The 18668-nt window shown below is 38.9% G+C and carries 10 protein-coding genes; all 10 read left to right on the top strand.

Annotation, left to right across the window (positions count from 1 at the left end; all coding sequences use genetic code 11):
• Positions 1-38: 38 nt before the first annotated feature.
• The 10 genes from BQ7997_RS04925 to BQ7997_RS04880 all read left to right on the top strand — a co-directional run bounded on the left by BQ7997_RS04925 (position 39) and on the right by BQ7997_RS04880 (position 18534).
• Complete coding sequence (locus tag BQ7997_RS04925; RefSeq protein WP_073344122.1) at positions 39-1343, top strand: zinc-dependent metalloproteinase lipoprotein; 1305 nt, start codon at positions 39-41, stop codon at positions 1341-1343.
• A 232-nt stretch (positions 1344-1575) separates the two neighbouring features.
• Positions 1576-2148, top strand: a complete 573-nt coding sequence (locus BQ7997_RS04920; protein ID WP_083589190.1) for an RNA polymerase sigma factor — start codon at positions 1576-1578, stop codon at positions 2146-2148.
• Between the two features lie 96 nt (positions 2149-2244).
• Complete coding sequence (locus tag BQ7997_RS04915; protein ID WP_073344115.1) at positions 2245-3330, top strand: FecR family protein; 1086 nt, start codon at positions 2245-2247, stop codon at positions 3328-3330.
• Positions 3331-3491: 161 nt separating this feature from the next.
• Complete coding sequence (locus BQ7997_RS04910; RefSeq protein ID WP_073344112.1) at positions 3492-4988, top strand: hypothetical protein; 1497 nt, start codon at positions 3492-3494, stop codon at positions 4986-4988.
• Positions 4989-5261: 273 nt separating this feature from the next.
• Positions 5262-8492, top strand: a complete 3231-nt coding sequence (locus BQ7997_RS04905; protein WP_235817258.1) for a TonB-dependent receptor — start codon at positions 5262-5264, stop codon at positions 8490-8492.
• A gap of 20 nt (positions 8493-8512) precedes the next feature.
• Positions 8513-10357, top strand: coding sequence for a RagB/SusD family nutrient uptake outer membrane protein (locus BQ7997_RS04900; RefSeq protein WP_073344105.1), 1845 nt, complete (start codon positions 8513-8515; stop codon positions 10355-10357).
• Positions 10358-10457: 100 nt separating this feature from the next.
• A complete protein-coding gene (locus BQ7997_RS04895) occupies positions 10458-11888 on the top strand; it encodes a glycosyl hydrolase family 28 protein (RefSeq protein ID WP_073344102.1) in 1431 nt (476 codons plus the stop codon).
• 139 nt (positions 11889-12027) lie between these two features.
• Entirely contained in the window at positions 12028-14808 is a 2781-nt protein-coding gene (locus BQ7997_RS04890; protein ID WP_073344099.1) for an alpha-L-rhamnosidase, read from the top strand.
• 132 nt (positions 14809-14940) lie between these two features.
• Positions 14941-16824, top strand: a complete 1884-nt coding sequence (locus tag BQ7997_RS04885) for a beta-L-arabinofuranosidase domain-containing protein (RefSeq protein WP_073344096.1) — start codon at positions 14941-14943, stop codon at positions 16822-16824.
• A 69-nt stretch (positions 16825-16893) separates the two neighbouring features.
• Entirely contained in the window at positions 16894-18534 is a 1641-nt protein-coding gene (locus BQ7997_RS04880; RefSeq protein WP_073344093.1) for a polysaccharide deacetylase family protein, read from the top strand.
• Positions 18535-18668: the final 134 nt, after the last annotated feature.

The raw sequence follows: 18668 nt of genomic DNA, 5'->3' as shown, positions 1-18668 counted from the left end.
TTTGAAGCCAATGTTTTATATAAAAAACTCTCTCATTTATGAAAACAAGATTAATTTTCCTGCTTCCGTTATTATGGATATTAATAGGCTGTAGTGATTCAAACTCTGATTCAGCAACTTTAGAAATTTCCCAATCTACATTTGATGATGTCAGTCCGGAAGGAGCTACCATAAAAGTATCCATCACATGCAGTTCTACTTGGAGAACAAGCAGTAACCAAAATTGGTGTATTCCAAATTTACAAAATGGTAGTAATGATGGAGAACTCGTCTTGACTATACATGCCAACAATACGTCAGAGGAAAGGAATGCGACAGTCACCATCATGGCAAAGAAAACGAACAAGACTATAAAAATAACTCAATCCCCTTCTACAAGTACAGCCAATGAACATCATTATAAATTGCCCGTTATATTCCATGTACTTTATAAAAACCGCAATGATAGAAAGCAATATGTAGACAAAGGCCGTCTCGCCCAAATCATTAACGCTTGTAACTTGACATATAAGAACAAGATATATCAAAATTCAAAATATAACATCAGCCAAGATATGAATCTTGAATTTGTCATGGCTACAGAAAAGCCGGACGGAACAACTTTGGAAGAAGCAGGAGTTGAACGAATAGAATGGGATGAAGTTCCGATGTCTTGCGAACAATTTATGGATGGAAAAGATAAAAACCAAGCTAAGAAATATGCGGAAATGCTCTGGAATCCTAAAGTATATATCAATATTTTTGTATATCCATTTAGCGAAAACAACATTTTAGGAATTGCACATTTACCTTACTGTTTATCATCATATCCGTTAGATGGTTTAAACAATGGAAATTATTTCTTAAGCCATGAGGTAGAATACCCTCATTGTGTGTCTATCAATAGCAACTATATTTATGTAAACGGTGACAATAGTTCCTACTATACGACTGATGTCTACAATACTCTTGCACATGAACTAGGACACTATCTTGGATTACATCATGCCTTTTCCGAAGATGGAGATAATACTGATTTGTGTAAAGATACCGATTATTGCACCGACACCCCTACTTACAACATTACTGAATATACAGAATGGGTTAACGACATAGACGATTTGAACAAGTATTCATTCGATGAATTGTGTACAAGAACGAACTGTGAGGGCGACACCTTTATTTCTCACAATATCATGGACTATGCTTTTTGTTATTCAGACCAATTTACATTCCAGCAACGCAAACGTATCCGCCACGTATTATCTTACAGCCCTCTTATTCCCGGGGTAAAGGAATACACATCAGCAGATACCCGTTCTTTGAGTTATGACGAACAACCACCAATACAGTTTAGATATTAGTATTTGAAATAAGCTAAAAGAGGTACATCGTAAGTATCCTTTATTTTCGAAGGTTAAACTATCCTGTCCCTATCAATTTGTAACTTGATAAATAGCAAAATGCATATTGATAGTAACAGATGGAGAGGAAATTATTTTTTTTCTTGAAGATTTAATTATATTTGCAACGAATTACTAATTTATAAACACAATATCTTCTGCTTTTCTGATGCAATATACCTTATATCAAAATATGAAAGATGTGGCTTTATGGAACCTTGTATTGAAGGGCGATATGAAAGCTATGTCTTTATTGTATAAGAAACATTACGAATTATTACTTAACTTTGGTCTGAAATATACTTCAGACGCAGAATTCGTAAAGGATTGCATTCAGGATGTTTTTGTGAAACTTTGTACAAGTAAGCGATTATCATCGACGGAGTATGTACGTTCTTATCTTTTAACTTCTTTGAAAAATGTTATATCTGATAAATTGTCATCATTGAGACTGACGGAAGATTTGAATGAGCATTTCTTTGAACTGAAAATAGAAGATGCTGCTTTAGAATCCCTTTTTAATGGTAATGATGAAGAACTTCAATTAAGCAAAAAATTGGTAAACGCCTACAAAAGTCTGCCTGAGAACCAGCGGGTGGCAATCTATCTTCGTTATGTCAAAGGATTGTCCTATAAAGAAATGGCAGCTGTCTTGAACATAAATCCCCAGTCTTCCATGAATTTGGTTTCTCGTGCATTAACCAATTTACGGTCAAAAATGACTTTGGATGAGTATTTACTATTTATTATTTTATTCTTTTCCTGACTATATTACTCTTTTTTTATAAATACTCTATTTTTTTTCGGAAAAAGTGAGTAGACATTTGCATTATCATCGTTTTAAAGATAAAGACGATGAAAAATGGAGAAAAGAAAGTTTAAAATACGCCACCATGTTGCACGAAAATTGATCGAGCACGCCAGAGAACAGGAGAGACATGTCACTCCTGAAGAACTGGACGACTTGTGGAAACGTGTAGAAGAACAAGTATTCATAGAGAAAAGAAAGAACTCACGACGCCGTATCCTGTATGTCACCATGGCTTTATCGGCTGCGGTTATCTTCTTCTGCATGTTCTGGTTAGGCAAACAATTCATTGCTTATTATGCGGATGATGATTCAATTGTTGATTTTGCCCAATATGCACAAGCCGAAGAAGCAACCAACAAGGATATTCGATTACTGATACCAGGCAAGAAGGAAGTAGAAGTGAAAGAAACAGATGCAAATATCATCTATTCGCAAAATGGAACGGTGGTAGTCAATTCTGATACAATTACTCAGCGAGAAACACAGGAGAAAGAAAGAGAGTTCAATCAATTGATAATACCGAAAGGAAAAAGAACCCGATTGACCTTGGCAGACGGAACACGTTTATGGGCAAATTCAGGGACACGCGTCGTTTATCCCGGTCATTTTGAAAAAAATCGCCGTGAGATTTATGTAGAAGGAGAAGTCTATCTTGACGTGTTTCGTAATGAGAATGCTCCTTTCATCGTCCGGACTAAAGATTTTCAGATACAGGTCTTGGGGACATCTTTTAATGTCTCTGCATATCCGTCGGAGGGCGTTTCATCTGTCGTGTTGGTTGAGGGAAGCGTGAATGTAAAGAATCAGCAGAAAGAACAAGTGATACTTGCTCCAGGGCAACTGGTTGATATAGAAACGGGACGGTTGCATTCTCCCCGCAATGTAGATGTTGAGCCATATGTATGCTGGGTGAAGAATATGCTGATGTATGTAGATGAACCTTTGGATAAGGTATTTAGAAAATTAAATTTGTATTACGGCAAAGAATTTATCTTGGAATCCGGCGTGGCAGAGCTGCAAGTTTCCGGAAAACTGGATTTGAAAGAAAAATTAGAAGACGTTTTACATACTATTTCTTTTTCTGCTCCTATATATTGCGAAGAAATAGAAGGGAGAATATTTGTAAGAAAAGAATAGGTATGGATCATTTATAGTTAACCCTTTAATGTATAATTTTATGAGAAACAAAAGTCCTTAAAAAAAGGTTGGATGATACTGCAATTATCATTCAACCAAAAGATTAAACAACATTCAATTATTAACTTTATAAAATTTATTACTGATATATGAAAAATATCATGATTAAAAACAGACTTTTAGCGATTTCAAAGATTGCTTTTTTTTCTTTAGCTATTTTGATGGGAAACGCATGTTCAGACGATGACACAAAAGAGGTGCTTCCACCGGACGAGCCCAACGTTCCGGATGTTCCCGATGTTCCGGATGTTCCCGACATTCCGGAAGTACCGTCGAAAGCCTACTTTGTCAAGCAAGAGAAAGCGGGATCGGGTTCCGGTGAAGACTGGGACAACGCAATGGGCACAGCAGAATTGCGCGACCTGCTGAATAGTAGTGCGGAAGCAACCGGAGATGTCGAAAATATGACTTTCCACGTCGCACAAGGTACCTATCTTATTGGAGACAAACCCGAAGGTGTGACGATTGCATACAAAGGACTTGAGAAGCAAGTTGTAATCAAATTCTGGGGTGGATACGATCCGGCAAGTACCGGAACGAATTTGGACAAGCGCGACATAGCCAATCCGACCATCTTTACAGGAGATGTGAATGGAAATGGTGAAGCTGATGACGGCGATTATTCATTGTTCACATTAGGCGCTTATACAGACGTTACATTCGATGGCTTTACCTTTTCTCAAGGTTTTCATGCTAACAATTCAGACAATAGCTACGGTAGCGGTTTTTATGTAGCACACGCGGAGGCAACTTTGCAATTGAACCATTGTAGCATCAGAAAGTGCCGGAATCACAGAACTGAAACGGAGGGTGCGGGTGGTTCTGCCATTTTCATTGATCATGGTATCGTCAAGTTGAATGATGTATTGGTGAGAGATAATGCCACAGGTGATGGTGGTTCGCTGGGAACTATCCGTTCAAAAAACAATGATGTGGTTCTTTTCATCAACGGTAGCCGCATCAATTTTAATACAGGTAGAGAATATGGTTATGCCATTCAAATGTCTGCCGGAAATTTGTGTATGAACAACACGTTCTTAATCGCAAATTGGGGTAGTGAAGGTTCTATAAATGGAGCCGCTGCAATGCTGCTTGTCAACAATACGATGATAGAGGGGTGTGATGGACTTCGCTTGCGTTGCGAATCGACTCCTTCCCAACAATCATGCTTGATGAACAATATCATTATTACTGGTGGTGTCGTTGACTATCCTATTGTAAATGTAAGCGATCCTGATAAATGTCGCCTGACTTCCAAAGGTTATAACCTGTTTGGAGGTATTGCTCCGAATAACAGCGGGTTCATTCCTTCAAATACCGACCTATACGGCTGTACGGAATGGGACACTAATGGACACAAATTGGGATTCAATTATAACGAACAGAAAGAGATTAGTGAATGGGATGAAAATATTGCCGCCCTTGGCTTTACTCCAACAACTTTGAGTGCCGTGAAGAGTGTCATTAATGAGTTTGATCCGGATTCTCGTCCCGCCAAAATAGAACAGAGTTTAGGCAAAGAGTTCTTAGGCTGGTTGGAAAGCATTAAAGCCTTTCCTGCTGAAGGTCATTTGATCCCGGGATCCTATCAGAAATAGTATTGCTATCCCTTCAATATATAATTTTATGAGAAATAAAAGTCCTTGAGAAAAGGCTGAATGATACTGCAATTATCATTCAGCCCCAAAATTAAACAACATTCAATTATTTAATTTTATAAAATTCGTTGCTAATATATGAAAAATACTGGTAGTATATTTTCTGCGGGAACGAGAGTTACTCGCATATTATTTCTTTTTAGTTTTTGTTTTCTTTCTTTGCATTCTTACGCAGTAAATGCGGACAGATATGCTCAGGAGAAAACACTAACAGTGGAAATACAGAACAAAACAGTTAAAGAAGTGCTTGACTATATAGAAAAGAATAGCGAATTCATTTTTTTCTACTATAATAAAGCGATTGATACGAAACGTAATGTCAGTTTGTCTGTAAAGGATAAACCTATCACTGTCATCTTGAACCAATTATTTGAAGGTACAGATGTACGGTATGAGATAAAAGACAGGCAGATTTCCCTCAAAAAAGAGGAAACACAACAATCTTCGAAGGATAACAAGAAACGGAAAAAACGTACATTGACAGGATGGGTATTAGACGAAGATACCAACGAACCTTTGGTAGGAGTCAGTATTATGGCCCAAGGAGAAAATAGAGGAATCGTTACAGGAATAGATGGAAGTTTTTCAATAGAGGTATATAACGATACAAAATTACAGTTTTCATACATCGGATATAAAAAACAGCTCTTACAAGCAGGTAATCAACAAGTATTGAATGTTAAAATGCAATCGGACAATGCATTGCTGAATGAAGTGGTGGTTGTGGGCTACGGAACCCAAAAGAAAGGTACTCTGACTGGTTCTATATCCAGCGTAAAGTCGGAAGACTTGACAATAGCTCCTATAGCTACGGTTTCCAACTCATTGGCAGGACGATTGCCCGGATTGATTGCTACCCAATCCAGCGGTCAGCCTGGTGCTAATTCTGCTGCATTAAACATTCGTGGATTTGGCAATGCGTTGGTCATTGTCGACGGCGTTGAAGCATCTCTTGATAATATTGATACCAATCAGATAGAGTCCGTATCTATACTAAAAGATGGAGCAGCCTCAATTTATGGTGCCAGGGCCGGTAATGGTGTAATATTGGTTACCACAAAGAGGGGTATCAATCAGAAGCCGACAATCACGGTCAACAGTACGTTTACCTGGCAGGGCGCAACGAACATGTTGAAGCCTGCCAATGCCGGACAAAGAGCTGAAATGGAAAGAGAAAAACACCTTCAGTCCGGAAAGCCTGAAGCTGACGCTCCTTTTACGGAAGAAGCCGTACGGAAATATTATGAAGGTACAGACCCTCTCTTTCCCAATACTGACTGGTATAAAGTGATAATGAGAGATTGGGCACCCGAACAACAGCATAATGTATCAATTCGTGGTGGTAGTGACAAGATTAAATATTACGGGTTCGTCGGCTATCTGAATCAACAGACGATGATTAAGAAAAATGGGGGTAAATATGAGCGATTCAATTACCAATCCAATATCGATGCTAAAATATTGGATAATCTGACCCTGCAAGTAAACATCGGATACAGTCAGGAAGATCGTAATTTCCCAACACGCGACATGTCTCCGGGGACGTCCAACATCTGGCAGGATTATTGGAATACATTACCTTATTATCCCGCCACTCTGCCCGATCCGAGCAAAATATCTTATGCGAATGGAGCAGGTACAGGAGGTTTACATGTCAGCTCAAATAGAGATCTGACCGGATACTCAGATACCAGAAATGAGGATTTGCGTGCTTCTGCTTCGTTGGAATACAAGTTCAAATTTGTGAAAGGGTTATCGTTCAAATTATTTGAAAGTTACAGAAAGCTTGGTGTATTTAACAAAACATTTTCCAAACCGGTGACTCTTTACACATATGATCCTACCAGTGAAACGTACACATTGGCAGGAACATTCGGTGGCAGCAAAGCTTCTTTAAACCAATCGGTGTTGCGGGATGCCACGTTTACCCAGCAATATTCTTTTAATTACGACAATTATTTCAAAGACCATCATGTGTCGGCAATGGCTTTGTTGGAATGCATTGATTATTCAAGCAATACCTTACTTGCAGGAAGAAAAAACTTCATGAGTACAGCCATTGACCAAATGTTTGCCGGAAGCGCAGAAGGTATGACCAATAACGGATATGCTTCGGAAATGGGGAGAATGAGCGTTGTCGGAAGAATCAATTACAGTTATATGGATAAGTACTTGCTGGAGGCTATTCTTCGCGCTGATGCTTCTGCCAAATTCCCCCCCGAGAAACGATGGGGATATTTTCCCAGCGTCTCTTTAGGTTGGGTGGTTTCCAAGGAAAAATTCATGTCTGATATCAAGTTTATCGATAATCTGAAGTTGCGTCTTAGCTATGGTCAGTCGGGAAATGACGGTGTAGGAAATTTCCAATATTTGTCGGGTTATAATTACGGGCATTCCTATTTGTTTGGTAATGACGCGGTGCAAGGTATTACTCCTACAGGGCTTGCCAATCCTAACTTGACATGGGAAAAAGTGGAAATAAGCAATGTCGGTATTGATTTTTCATTCTTTAACCGGAACTTATATGGAGAAATGGATGTGTTCTATCGCGAACGTACGGGTATTCCGGCCGATCGGATCGGCTCTTTACCGTCCACCTTCGGTGCTGCTCTGCCGCCAGAAAATTTGAATAGCCTAACCGATAGAGGGTTTGAGATAAAATTAGGAACCTCCGGACGGTGGAATGATCTCGTTTATGATATAAGCGGAAACATTTCTTGGTCGCGTGCGAAATGGAAATATGTTGAAGAAGCCAATATAACCGACCCCGATCAAGCAAGAATTTACTTGAAAAGCGGAAAATGGACAGATTGCGATTATGGATATATCTCCGAAGGACTATTTACCAGCCAGGAAGAAATCATGGAAGCACCACATTATCAAGATTTGGGCGGTAATGCTACCCTCCGACCGGGAGATGTGAAGTATAAAGACTTGAATGGTGATAACATTATCAACTGGAAAGACCAGACTGAAATAGGAAAAGGGAAGACTCCGCATTGGATGTATGGAATCAATATAGCATTAGCCTATAAAGGATTTGATTTGAGTGCACTTTTCCAAGGAGCTTTCGGTTATAACCAGCATGTAACAAGCGATATGTTTTCCACTTTACTCTATGAGGAAAGATGGACTTCGGCTGAAAACAATCCTAATGCTTTGTTCTACCGTTTAGGAGGAGCTGCAAGTAATAATTGGGCCTCTGATTTCCTTTACAAGAAGGCGGGTTATCTTCGTTTGAAGGTAGCATCTTTAGGATATAATTTACCAAAATATCTTATAGAAAAGTGCAAGTTAAGTAACGTAAGAGTCTATTTGTCGGGAACAAACCTGTTGACATTCAACAAACTTGGCAAATATGGAATTGACCCCGAAGCACCGAACGTCGGTTGCTATTATCCGCAACAACGTACCATCAGTCTTGGATTAAATGTTTCATTTTAGAACAATAAAAGTAGAATGCAATGAAAAAATATAAAAGAAATCTACTGTTAGGGTTGTTTGCAGCAACACTCACAACAATGACATCTTGTTTGGATGTGCTCGACAAGGAACCGTTGGATATAATTTCAGACAAAACAGTCTGGAGTGATCCCGTATTGATAGAAAGTTATCTTTCGGAATGCTATTATCAGACTTCCGTATTCGTCAACGAAACGCCTACCTATTTTTCCGAACACTTTAATAGCTTTTGGCAAAGCGAAGCCGGAATGGGAATGCACTGGATTAATGAAATAGCCGATGAAGCCAAGGTAAACTGGGGATATAACACAGGTGATGCGGCCATTTATAAAGCCGGCGGATTGAGTATAGGAGGCGGTCTGTTAGAATGGTGGGACCATGCTTATGTCATTATCCGTAAATTGAATGAATTCCTGCAACGGCTACCTTCATCCCCGATTGATGAAAATTTAAAAGATCAGCGGATGGCGGAAGCACGTTTTTTGAGAGCATTCAATTATTTTGCAATGGTCAAACGATATGGTGCGGTTCCATTGATTACAGTCCCTCAGAAGTTGGATGACCCGGAGGAAGAATTGTATGCTAAACGTACTTCAGAGAAGGCGGTATATGATTTCATACTCTCTGAAATGACAGACGTCGTTGAAAAGGGTCATTTGCCCGATGTGGCAGATTCAAAATCAGGACGTCCCACTAAATATGTGGCATTGGCACTGATAAGCCGCGCGGCTTTATATGCCGGAAGTATTGCGCAATTCGGTACTGTGCAATTGGATGGCTTGTTGGGAATACCGGCATCGGAAGCAGAGGGCTATTATCGCCAGTCATACAAAGCTTCAAAAGAGATAAAAAAGAAATTCTCTTTATACAATTCGGATGCTGATAAGGTTGTAAATTTCAAGAATATATTTCTTGTAAAAGACAACAATGAGGTGATTTTTGCCAAAAAGCATAATAGCTCGCCGACATCTATAGATACCGGCCAGTATAGTGGTGGTAACTGTTGGGGGTATGATTTTGCCCAATGCCCGAAACCACACGCATGGAATGCAGGGAACAAAGACGCCCCTTACCTTGAAATGGCAGAGGAATTCGAATACACAGACGGAACCCCCGGTACGTTGAACAAACAACAAATCATGAGTAAAACGTGGACTACGGAAGAACTTTGGGGAGATAAAGACCCACGCTTTTTTGCCACCATTTATACACAAAATACCGACTGGAAGGGAGCAAAAGTCGATTACCATAATGGATTGCTTTTGCCGAATGGACAGATTTTGACCTCAGGATCACACGAGGGTGTGTTAGCACTGGGTACACAAAGTGTAGATAACAGTTTTGGAACTGGTTTTGGTGTAATGAAATATTTGGATGAAAGTAGCAATACCCTTCAAGGCCCTCCCGGTTTTTCAAGTACCGATTATATCGTTTTCAGATATGGAGAGATATTGTTGAACCTGGCTGAAGCAGCTTTTGAACTGAATGAATCAGACGCACTGAGTGCTATTAATGAACTGAGAAGACGTGCCGGTATCAAAGAATTGGAAACCATCGACCGCGAGAAAATACGTCATGAACGAAAAGTAGAGCTGGCTTTCGAAGGGCATCGCTATTGGGATGTGAGACGTTGGAGGATAGCTACAGATGTATTGTCGAAAAGCAATTCCGGATTGCGTTATATACAGGTTTATGGTACGAATCCGCCTCAATATAAACTGGAAGTGTTGTATAATATAGATGGAGATAATAGACCTAAATTCTCCGAACATCAATATTATTTCCCAATCACGTTAGGACGTACAGGTAACAATCCTAATTTAGTGGAAAATCCGGGATATAAATAATTGAAAGAATGAATAGAGTACCGGAAGCTCAGGAATACAGTTTCCGGCATCCCAATAAATCTTTAATAATCACGTTAAAAACAATAATTTTTTAATAATCATGTTGAGAACAATAAATCTTTTTTTTAAGTATATACTTATTGTAAGTTGCAGTTTTCATTTTACAAGTTGTCATAGTAAAACAAATGATGAGGCGATTGATAAGCCTTCAGGAGAATGGAAAATAGAAGTGGATGGAACCCCGGTAACGGTTCATCAGGCACGAGTTTCTAAATATCCTCAGAATATGGTATGGGAAGGGTTTCAACGACCTGTTTCTCAAACGGAAATCGCCCATTTTGCCTATTTCGATTATAAAAAGAATGCCGTGGTGAAAATTACTTCACCGAAAAATGTGAAAGAATGTACAATACGTCCTACAGAGTTTGGCATTGTTCCCGTAGTGAAAGAAAATACTATTGAATTTACATTATCAGGTCCTTGCCAGTTCGTCGTCGAATTTGGCGACTACCATGAAGCCTTGCATCTGTTTGCCAATCCGAAAAAATTGACAGTCGAAAGAAGTGCTGATGCGCGTTATTTTGGTCCCGGTACCCATGAAGTCGGCCTTATTACAATGAGAAGTAATGAAATGGTATATATTGACGAAGGAGCAATAGTCTACGGAGCTATTGAAAGTGAGAACACGTCTAATATAAAAATTGTGGGGAAAGGTATTCTCGACTCAAGCCACATGAATTCGGGACATTCCATTTCCTTGAAGGGAGTATCGAATGCTCATATTGAAGGTATTGTTGTGAAAGATCCGGCTCATTGGGCGGTGGTTCCCTATTATTGTAATGGAATCACTTTCGACAATGTCAAGTTGGTAGGCTTTTGGCGATATAATGCTGATGGGATAGATATTGTCAACAGTAGCGATGTAACAATTAAGAATTCTTTTGTCAGAGCGTTTGATGACTGTATTGCAATTAAAGGACAGAAGGCTTGTTATGATAAGCAAAAAGTTATCGAAAATATAACAGTGGATAATTGTGTGCTTTGGAATGACTGGGGAAAAATTATTGAATTTGGAGCCGAAACTGTAGTGGATGTTATTCGCAATGTCAATATTTCGAATTGTTATATTCCTCACTTTACAATGGTTGCATTGGACATGCAGAATGGTGATAGGGGGCACATTGAAAATGTTCATTTTAAAAATATCTCCATTGAAGAAGCGATAAAAGAAAATGCCATGTTAAAAGACGAACCTGTGGATACAGGCTGGTGGGGAAAATCATTTTGTTTAGGAATTACCGGCACCCAATGGTCTCAAGATAATATCCGGGGAAGTATAGATAACGTAAGTTTTCAAAATATTCGTCACATAGGTTCCGGCTGCACCGGAGTCGACTTGTCTGGATATGATGAAGAGCACAAGGTATCCAATATATATATTAAAGATTATTATGTCAATGGTACGAAAATAACCGGAACATCAAATCTCATACACAAAAACAACTATGTTACTAACGTCACAGTTGAGTAACAAGCAATTTTTTGAGATATGAATTGAAGAACTTGTATACCTGTAAATCCATTGTCTGCCCTATCTATCGTGATAGGGTAGACGATAATGATATTGTAACTGCGAAAAAGAGATTTACCGATATATCGATTGCGATAAAATGAAAAAGAAAATACAGAAAATAGTTTTTATATTCGTTTGGTTTATTACTGCAAGTATGTCGGCAGCTCCCTCATTTTCAGTATATGGACTCATGACAGAGCAGGCAGAAAATCCTATTGGAGTAGAAACCAACGAGCCGTACTTCAGTTGGAAGATACATGCACAAGAACGAAATTTTAAACAAAGTGCTTATCATATCTGTGTTGCAGACTCTCCTGCCAAATTGGAAAACGATGATTGCAATATATGGGATAGTGGTAAAGTATTCTCAGACAATTCGATTTTCAATCAGTTTAAAGGGAAAAAATTACTATCTTCTACAACCTATTATTGGAGAGTAAAAGTCTGGAATGATAAAGGGAAAGAGTCTGCATGGAGTCAAATGCATACTTTTACAACAGGACTACTGAATGAAAGCGATTGGGGTACTTCCCGTTGGATAGCAATGGAAGCAGACGGAGCAAAAATAAAGGGTATTCATTATCAAGATAAAGATGCTTTGCCAACTTCTAAAACAGGTATGTATAAAATGCCCCAATTCCGAAAGGAGTTTCAAATAAAGGAAGGTATACAAAAAGCTTTTGTTTATATTTCAGGAGTAGGACATTTTGATTTGTTTATAAATGGCTCTAAAGTGGGCGACCATTTTTTAGATGCAGGATGGACTTTGTATGACAAGGAGGTCTTCTATGTTTCATTTGATGTAACAGAACTGTTGAATAAACAAGATAATGTTCTTGGAGTTATGCTTGGAAATGGTTTCTACAATGTACCACAAGAACGTTATTTCAAATTATTAGTTTCATACGGTGCTCCCAAACTGAAATTAATACTGAAAGTACTATATGATAACGGTACATCGCAGGAAATCGTTTCGGATAACTCTTGGAAAGTGACCGAAAGCCCTATTACATTCTCCAGCATATATGGCGGTGAAGACTATGATGCTACCAAACAAGAAGTCGGATGGATGAATGCCGGTTTTGATGACAAAAATTGGAAAGATGCTCTTGAAGTGGATTATCATCCTAAAATGGTTTCCCAGCAAATAGAGCCGTTAAAGATAAAAAAAGAAATACCTGTAGTCAGATGTTATAAAAACAGTAAAGGCAACTGGGTGTATGATTTGGGACAGAACTTCTCCGGAATAGTTCGTCTCCGCGTTTCAGGAAAAAGGAATCAGAGTCTTTGCCTTGTTCCGGCCGAATTGCTAAACAAGAACAACACTGCCAATCAGTCAGCTTCCGGGTATCCGTTTTGTTATCATTATAAGCTTCGAGGAAACGATACTATCGAAACCTGGCAACCGCAGTTTACCTATTATGGATTTCGCTATGTGGAAGTAAAGGGGGCTGTTCCGACAGGAGAAAAAAATCCGAAGAATCTTCCTGAGATAATTGAACTTACAGGGTTACATACAAGTTTGTCTGCTCCTCAATCCGGAACTTTCTTTTGTTCCAATCCCCTGTTCAATAAGATACACAACCTCATTGACTGGGCTATGCGTAGCAATATGGCCAGTGTATTGACAGATTGTCCTCACAGAGAAAAATTAGGATGGGTAGAACAGACTTACTTAATGCAGTATTCGTTGCAGTATCGCTATAACATGTCGAGGATGTATAATAAGATTATAAGGGATATGTATCTGTCACAGACCGAGCAAGGAGTGATTCCATCCATTGCGCCCGAATATGTAAGATTTAAAGAAGGCTTTGAAGATACGCCGGAATGGGGAAGTGCTTTTATAATATCTTCCTGGTACGCATATTTATGGTATGGCGATGATAGGGCACTGACAAACTATTATCCTATGATGAAAAGATACATGGATTACTTAGCTTCCCGCGCAAACGACAATATCATAGCATATGGATTGGGGGATTGGTTTGACATAGGTCCGGATGTTCCTGGAAATTCCCAGCTGACTTCAAATGGTTTAACCGCAACTGCAACTTATTACTATAACGCTACTATTATGCAAAAAATCGCACGTTTGCTGGCTCAACCGGATGACGTGGAAAAGTATGGAAGATTGGCAGTTGAAATTAAAGAATCATTCAACCGCAGGTTTTTCAATTCTTCCACTAAAACTTATGACCGTAATAGTCAGACTGCAAATTCGATAGTACTATTTATGGGATTAACAGATGAAACATATAAACAATCAATCATTAACAATCTGATTTGCGATATAGAAAAACGGAATTATTCGTTAACTGCGGGTGATATCGGATATAGATATGTATTGCAAGCTTTAGAAACAAACGGTTTGTCAGAGTTGATTTATAAGATGAATTGTAAATACAATGTGCCTGGATATGGTTGGCAGTTGGCACATGGAGCAACAGCACTTACCGAATCATGGCAAGCATTTGGTTTTGTGTCCAACAATCATTTTATGTTAGGACATTTGATGGAGTGGTTATATGGTGGCATAGGAGGAATACGTCAGACAGAACAATCATTGGCATATAAAACAATACTAATTGATCCTCATGTCGTTGGAGATATAACTACAGCATCGGCTTCTTATGAGTCGCCCTACGGCCGAATATGTAGTGAATGGAAGAAAAAGCAAGAAGATTTTGAGTTGAAAGTTTCTATTCCGGCAAATAGTGAAGCGGTAATAGTCTTGCCTACTGCAAAAATTGAAAATGTTATGGATTATGGAATTTGCCTGAGTTCGGTTGAGGATATTGTTTTTTTAGGAGTCGAACAAAATAGAATAAAAATCAAAGTGGGTTCCGGAGACTATCTGTTTTCAGTAAAAGGATAAAACATAACTTTTTAAATCAGGAAATACATGCCATTTCCATATTGCCATTAAGCAAGGGATATGGCACAATAAAATTACTTTAGCTCCACCCCCTTTTATGGGGATTGGAGAGAACTTATAACATGAAAGAAAATGAAAAAAATTATTTATATTTTATTTTTTGCTCTTACCGCTATTGTTGCTAACGGGCAGACTAAAAAACTCTTCAGTGGTACAAATAACGAAGGGGGAAGAATCAGTATTAACGGCTATATTGGAGACCGCATCCGGATGTGTATTGACCAAAGAGTGAAAGCACAGAATGCGGATGAACTGGTAGAGCCCTTTCGGCATCTGACGGAAGGAAACGGTTGGCAATCAGAATTCTTAGGAAAATGGATGTTAGGAGCTATTGCATCATACGAATACACACGGGATGAGGAGCTTTATCAGAAGATAGTAAATGCAGCCAATCAGTTTATGGAAACACAACACGCCGACGGTTATATCGGTAATTATAAACCGGAAAATCGACTGACTTGTTGGGATATCTGGGGACGGAAATACACATCTTTGGCATTATTGTCTTACTACAGATTGACCAAAGACAACAATGCATTGATTGCGGTACAGCGCTTAATAGATCTTCTGATAAAAGAACTGGAAGAGAAACAACTCGATATAGCAGAAACCGGATTTTATTACGGAATGCCAAGTTGTTCCATATTGGAGCCGGTTGTTTATTTGTATGAAGCAACAAAGGAACCGCGTTATTTGCACTTCGCAAAAGGAATTATAAACAGTATTGAAAAAGAAGGCCATTCGCAATTAATTACCAAAGCGCTAAAGAATATCCCCGTCCATCGTTTTACTTTTCCTAAATCATGGTGGAGTTATGAAAATGGACAGAAAGCTTATGAAATGATGTCATGCTATGAGGGAATGGTTGAATTAGGCAGAATATCTAACGATCCGTTGTATTTGCAGGCAACCGAGAAGACTGTTGCAAACATCATCGCTGATGAAATCAATATAGTCGGTTCGGGAGCAACTTTTGAATGTTGGTATGAAGGAAAGAAAAAACAAACAATACCTACTTACCATACCATGGAGACTTGTGTGACATTTACCTGGATGCAATTGTGTGCACGGCTATTGCAGGAAACGACCAATTCATTGTACGCTGACGAATTTGAACGCACCATGTATAATGCATTGATGTCGTCCATGAAAAATGATGGTACGCAAATATCTAAATATAGTCCGTTAGAAGGACGTAGATGTGAAGGCGAAAAACAATGTGGCATGCAAATCAATTGTTGTAATGCTAATGGTCCGCGTGCGTTTGCCTTAATTCCCCAAACGGCATATATGATGAAGAATGACAAGGTGTACGTAAATCTTTATTTGGATTCAGAGGCGGCATTTTTCATGAATAAAAATGAAATAAAACTTGATATGAAAACTCAATATCCTGTTGATGGACATGTTGAATTGTCAATAAATCCACGTAAAGAAACAGAGTTTACATTAGCATTCCGCATTCCATTATGGGTGGATGATAATTATCAGATTGCCATTAATGGAGAATCACAGACAAGTGTACGCAAAGGCGGGTATCTTTACTTGCAAAGAAAGTGGAAGAAAGGAGATAAAGTATCCATTAATTTCAAATTAAAAGCGAAAGTGGAGGAGTATGATCAGCATCAAGCTGTAACCTATGGACCATTGGTGTTCGCCCGTGACAGTCGGTTTATGGATGGATATGTAGATGAATGTGCCATTATTCAACAGAATGAAAAGGGAGAGGTATCGGCTGTGCCACAAGAAACTCGAAAAGATTCCTTTGCATGGGTTACAATGGAGGTGCCAATGATACTTGGTACGGATTTGGAAAATATGGAAAATAAAGCTGTCAAACAGATTAAATTCTGTGATTTTGCTTCTGCTGGGAATGATTGGGCCCCAACCGGACGCTATAGAGTGTGGATTCCTAAAACACTTAATCAGATGTCGGAAGCTTATCGTCAGTATTAAATAGGCTAATATGACATTGGCAGGAATGTATTTTATGAATAATGTTTTAAACAATAATCTTGAAACGCAATGATGAAATTATTTTTTTCAATCACGATTCTATTATTTCTGGCGGTAACCAATGGTACTGCCAAAAATAATCATCCTCCTCGCATTGTAAACATCATCAACTTTATACGTCAATTGGAGCCCAGAGACAATAACATCACAGAAGATGTATTGTATGAAACGGTATGCGAACAGGTGAAACTGTTGAAGAAGTACAATATGAGAGGAACTTTCTTACTGCAATACGATGCATTGATCAATCCTCGTTATCAGTCACTTTTGAAGGAAGAAATGAAAAGAGGAACAGAAGTTGGTGGTTGGTGGGAAATTACTCAACCGCATGTAGAAGCAGTCGGATTGAAATGGAGAGGACGTTATCCATGGGACTGGCATGCAGATGTCGGTTTTGCCGTAGGATATACTCCGGAAGAGAGAGAAAAACTCGTAGATGTGTACATGGAAAAATTTAAAGAGATTTTTGGAAAATATCCTGCTTCAGTCGGTTCATGGTTTATCGATGCCCATACATTGAGATACATGTATGAAAAATATGGCATTGTGTCATCATGTACATGTAGGGATCAGTATGGAACAGATGGCTATACATTGTGGGGCGGCTATTGGAATCAGGCCTACTATCCCAGTCGCCTCAACGGATATATGCCTGCACAGACGAAAGAAGGACAAATTCCCGTTCCGGTATTCCGCATGTTAGGTAGTGATCCTATTTATCAATATGATACCAGTTTGGGAGAATCTGCACAGGGAGTTATTACGTTGGAACCTGTTTGGGAGGCAGGCAGGAATGAAAAATGGGTGCGCTATTTCTTTAAATCTATTTTTGAAGATCCCTGTATCGGTTTCAACTATACACAAGTTGGTCAGGAAAATTCTTTTACTTGGGCAGGTATAAAGAAAGGATTGGGAGTTCAATTCCCTCTTCTCGATTCATTGGCACAAGCCGGAGATATACAGATTGAGACACTGGAAGAAGCGGGACGTTGGTTTAAAAAGAAATATCCTGTCACTCCTCCTACCTCGGTCACAGCACTCACTGACGCGCAAGACAATGGTAATCGGACTGTATGGTTCAACAGTCGTTTCTACCGTACAAATCTGTTATGGAATGATTATTCCATTCGTTTTAGGGATATCCACTTATTTGATGAACGTATAGAATCGGATTATTTAAAACGACGTGGAACTTCTAACCAGTGTGTGTTCACCACTTGTCCGATTGTTGACGGTTTCTTATGGAGCACCCCCAAAGAGTATGCTGCTATCCGTTTTTACACCATAAAGAACGGAACAGAAAAGGAAGTGACCATAAAGAATGTAGAAGTGAAGACAGTGAATGACAGCAAGATGCAACTACGTTGTGTAGCTACCGACCAATCTGTCTATACAATCACCCTGTCCGAGAAAGAGATTAAAATAGAAGGTAAAACATCCAACCCTTGGAAGTTGAAACTCGAAGTTGCCACAGGAAAGACACTGCCACTGAAAGTGAAAGGAAACAATTCGTTGACTGGTGAACTGAAAGGTATTTCATACGGCATTGTCTGTCTGAAAGGTAATGTGAAACAGAGTGGAAATACAGTATCATTAAATCCGGAGAACAATCGTCTGATTATAGATTGTTCATCCCGTGATTTCAAATAAAAAGCAGCAAACTTGTTAAGACATTTTGCTTAAATTTCAATTGGTGTTTGATGATCTACCTATAGGTAAGGACTGATTATCGAAATATTAGTCTTTGCTTATAGGTAGTTCTTTATCACATCAAACGATAATTA

Source organism: Bacteroides congonensis, from assembly GCF_900130125.1.
GTDB classification, from domain to species: Bacteria; Bacteroidota; Bacteroidia; order Bacteroidales; family Bacteroidaceae; genus Bacteroides; species Bacteroides congonensis.
The sequence above is the reverse complement of the archived record's forward strand: the minus strand, read 5'-3'. Positions and strand labels throughout refer to the sequence as shown.

Bases quoted from the DNA above. Each gene is read 5' to 3' on its own strand.
- BQ7997_RS04880 (WP_073344093.1), top strand. From the start codon at position 16,894: ATGATGAAATTATTTTTTTCAATCACGATTCTATTATTTCTGGCGGTA.
- BQ7997_RS04915 (WP_073344115.1), top strand. From the start codon at position 2,245: ATGGAGAAAAGAAAGTTTAAAATACGCCACCATGTTGCACGAAAATTG.
- BQ7997_RS04910 (WP_073344112.1), top strand. From the start codon at position 3,492: ATGATTAAAAACAGACTTTTAGCGATTTCAAAGATTGCTTTTTTTTCT.
- BQ7997_RS04900 (WP_073344105.1), top strand. From the start codon at position 8,513: ATGAAAAAATATAAAAGAAATCTACTGTTAGGGTTGTTTGCAGCAACA.
- BQ7997_RS04890 (WP_073344099.1), top strand. From the start codon at position 12,028: ATGAAAAAGAAAATACAGAAAATAGTTTTTATATTCGTTTGGTTTATT.
- BQ7997_RS04920 (WP_083589190.1), top strand. From the start codon at position 1,576: ATGAAAGATGTGGCTTTATGGAACCTTGTATTGAAGGGCGATATGAAA.
- BQ7997_RS04925 (WP_073344122.1), top strand. From the start codon at position 39: ATGAAAACAAGATTAATTTTCCTGCTTCCGTTATTATGGATATTAATA.
- BQ7997_RS04885 (WP_073344096.1), top strand. From the start codon at position 14,941: ATGAAAAAAATTATTTATATTTTATTTTTTGCTCTTACCGCTATTGTT.
- BQ7997_RS04895 (WP_073344102.1), top strand. From the start codon at position 10,458: ATGTTGAGAACAATAAATCTTTTTTTTAAGTATATACTTATTGTAAGT.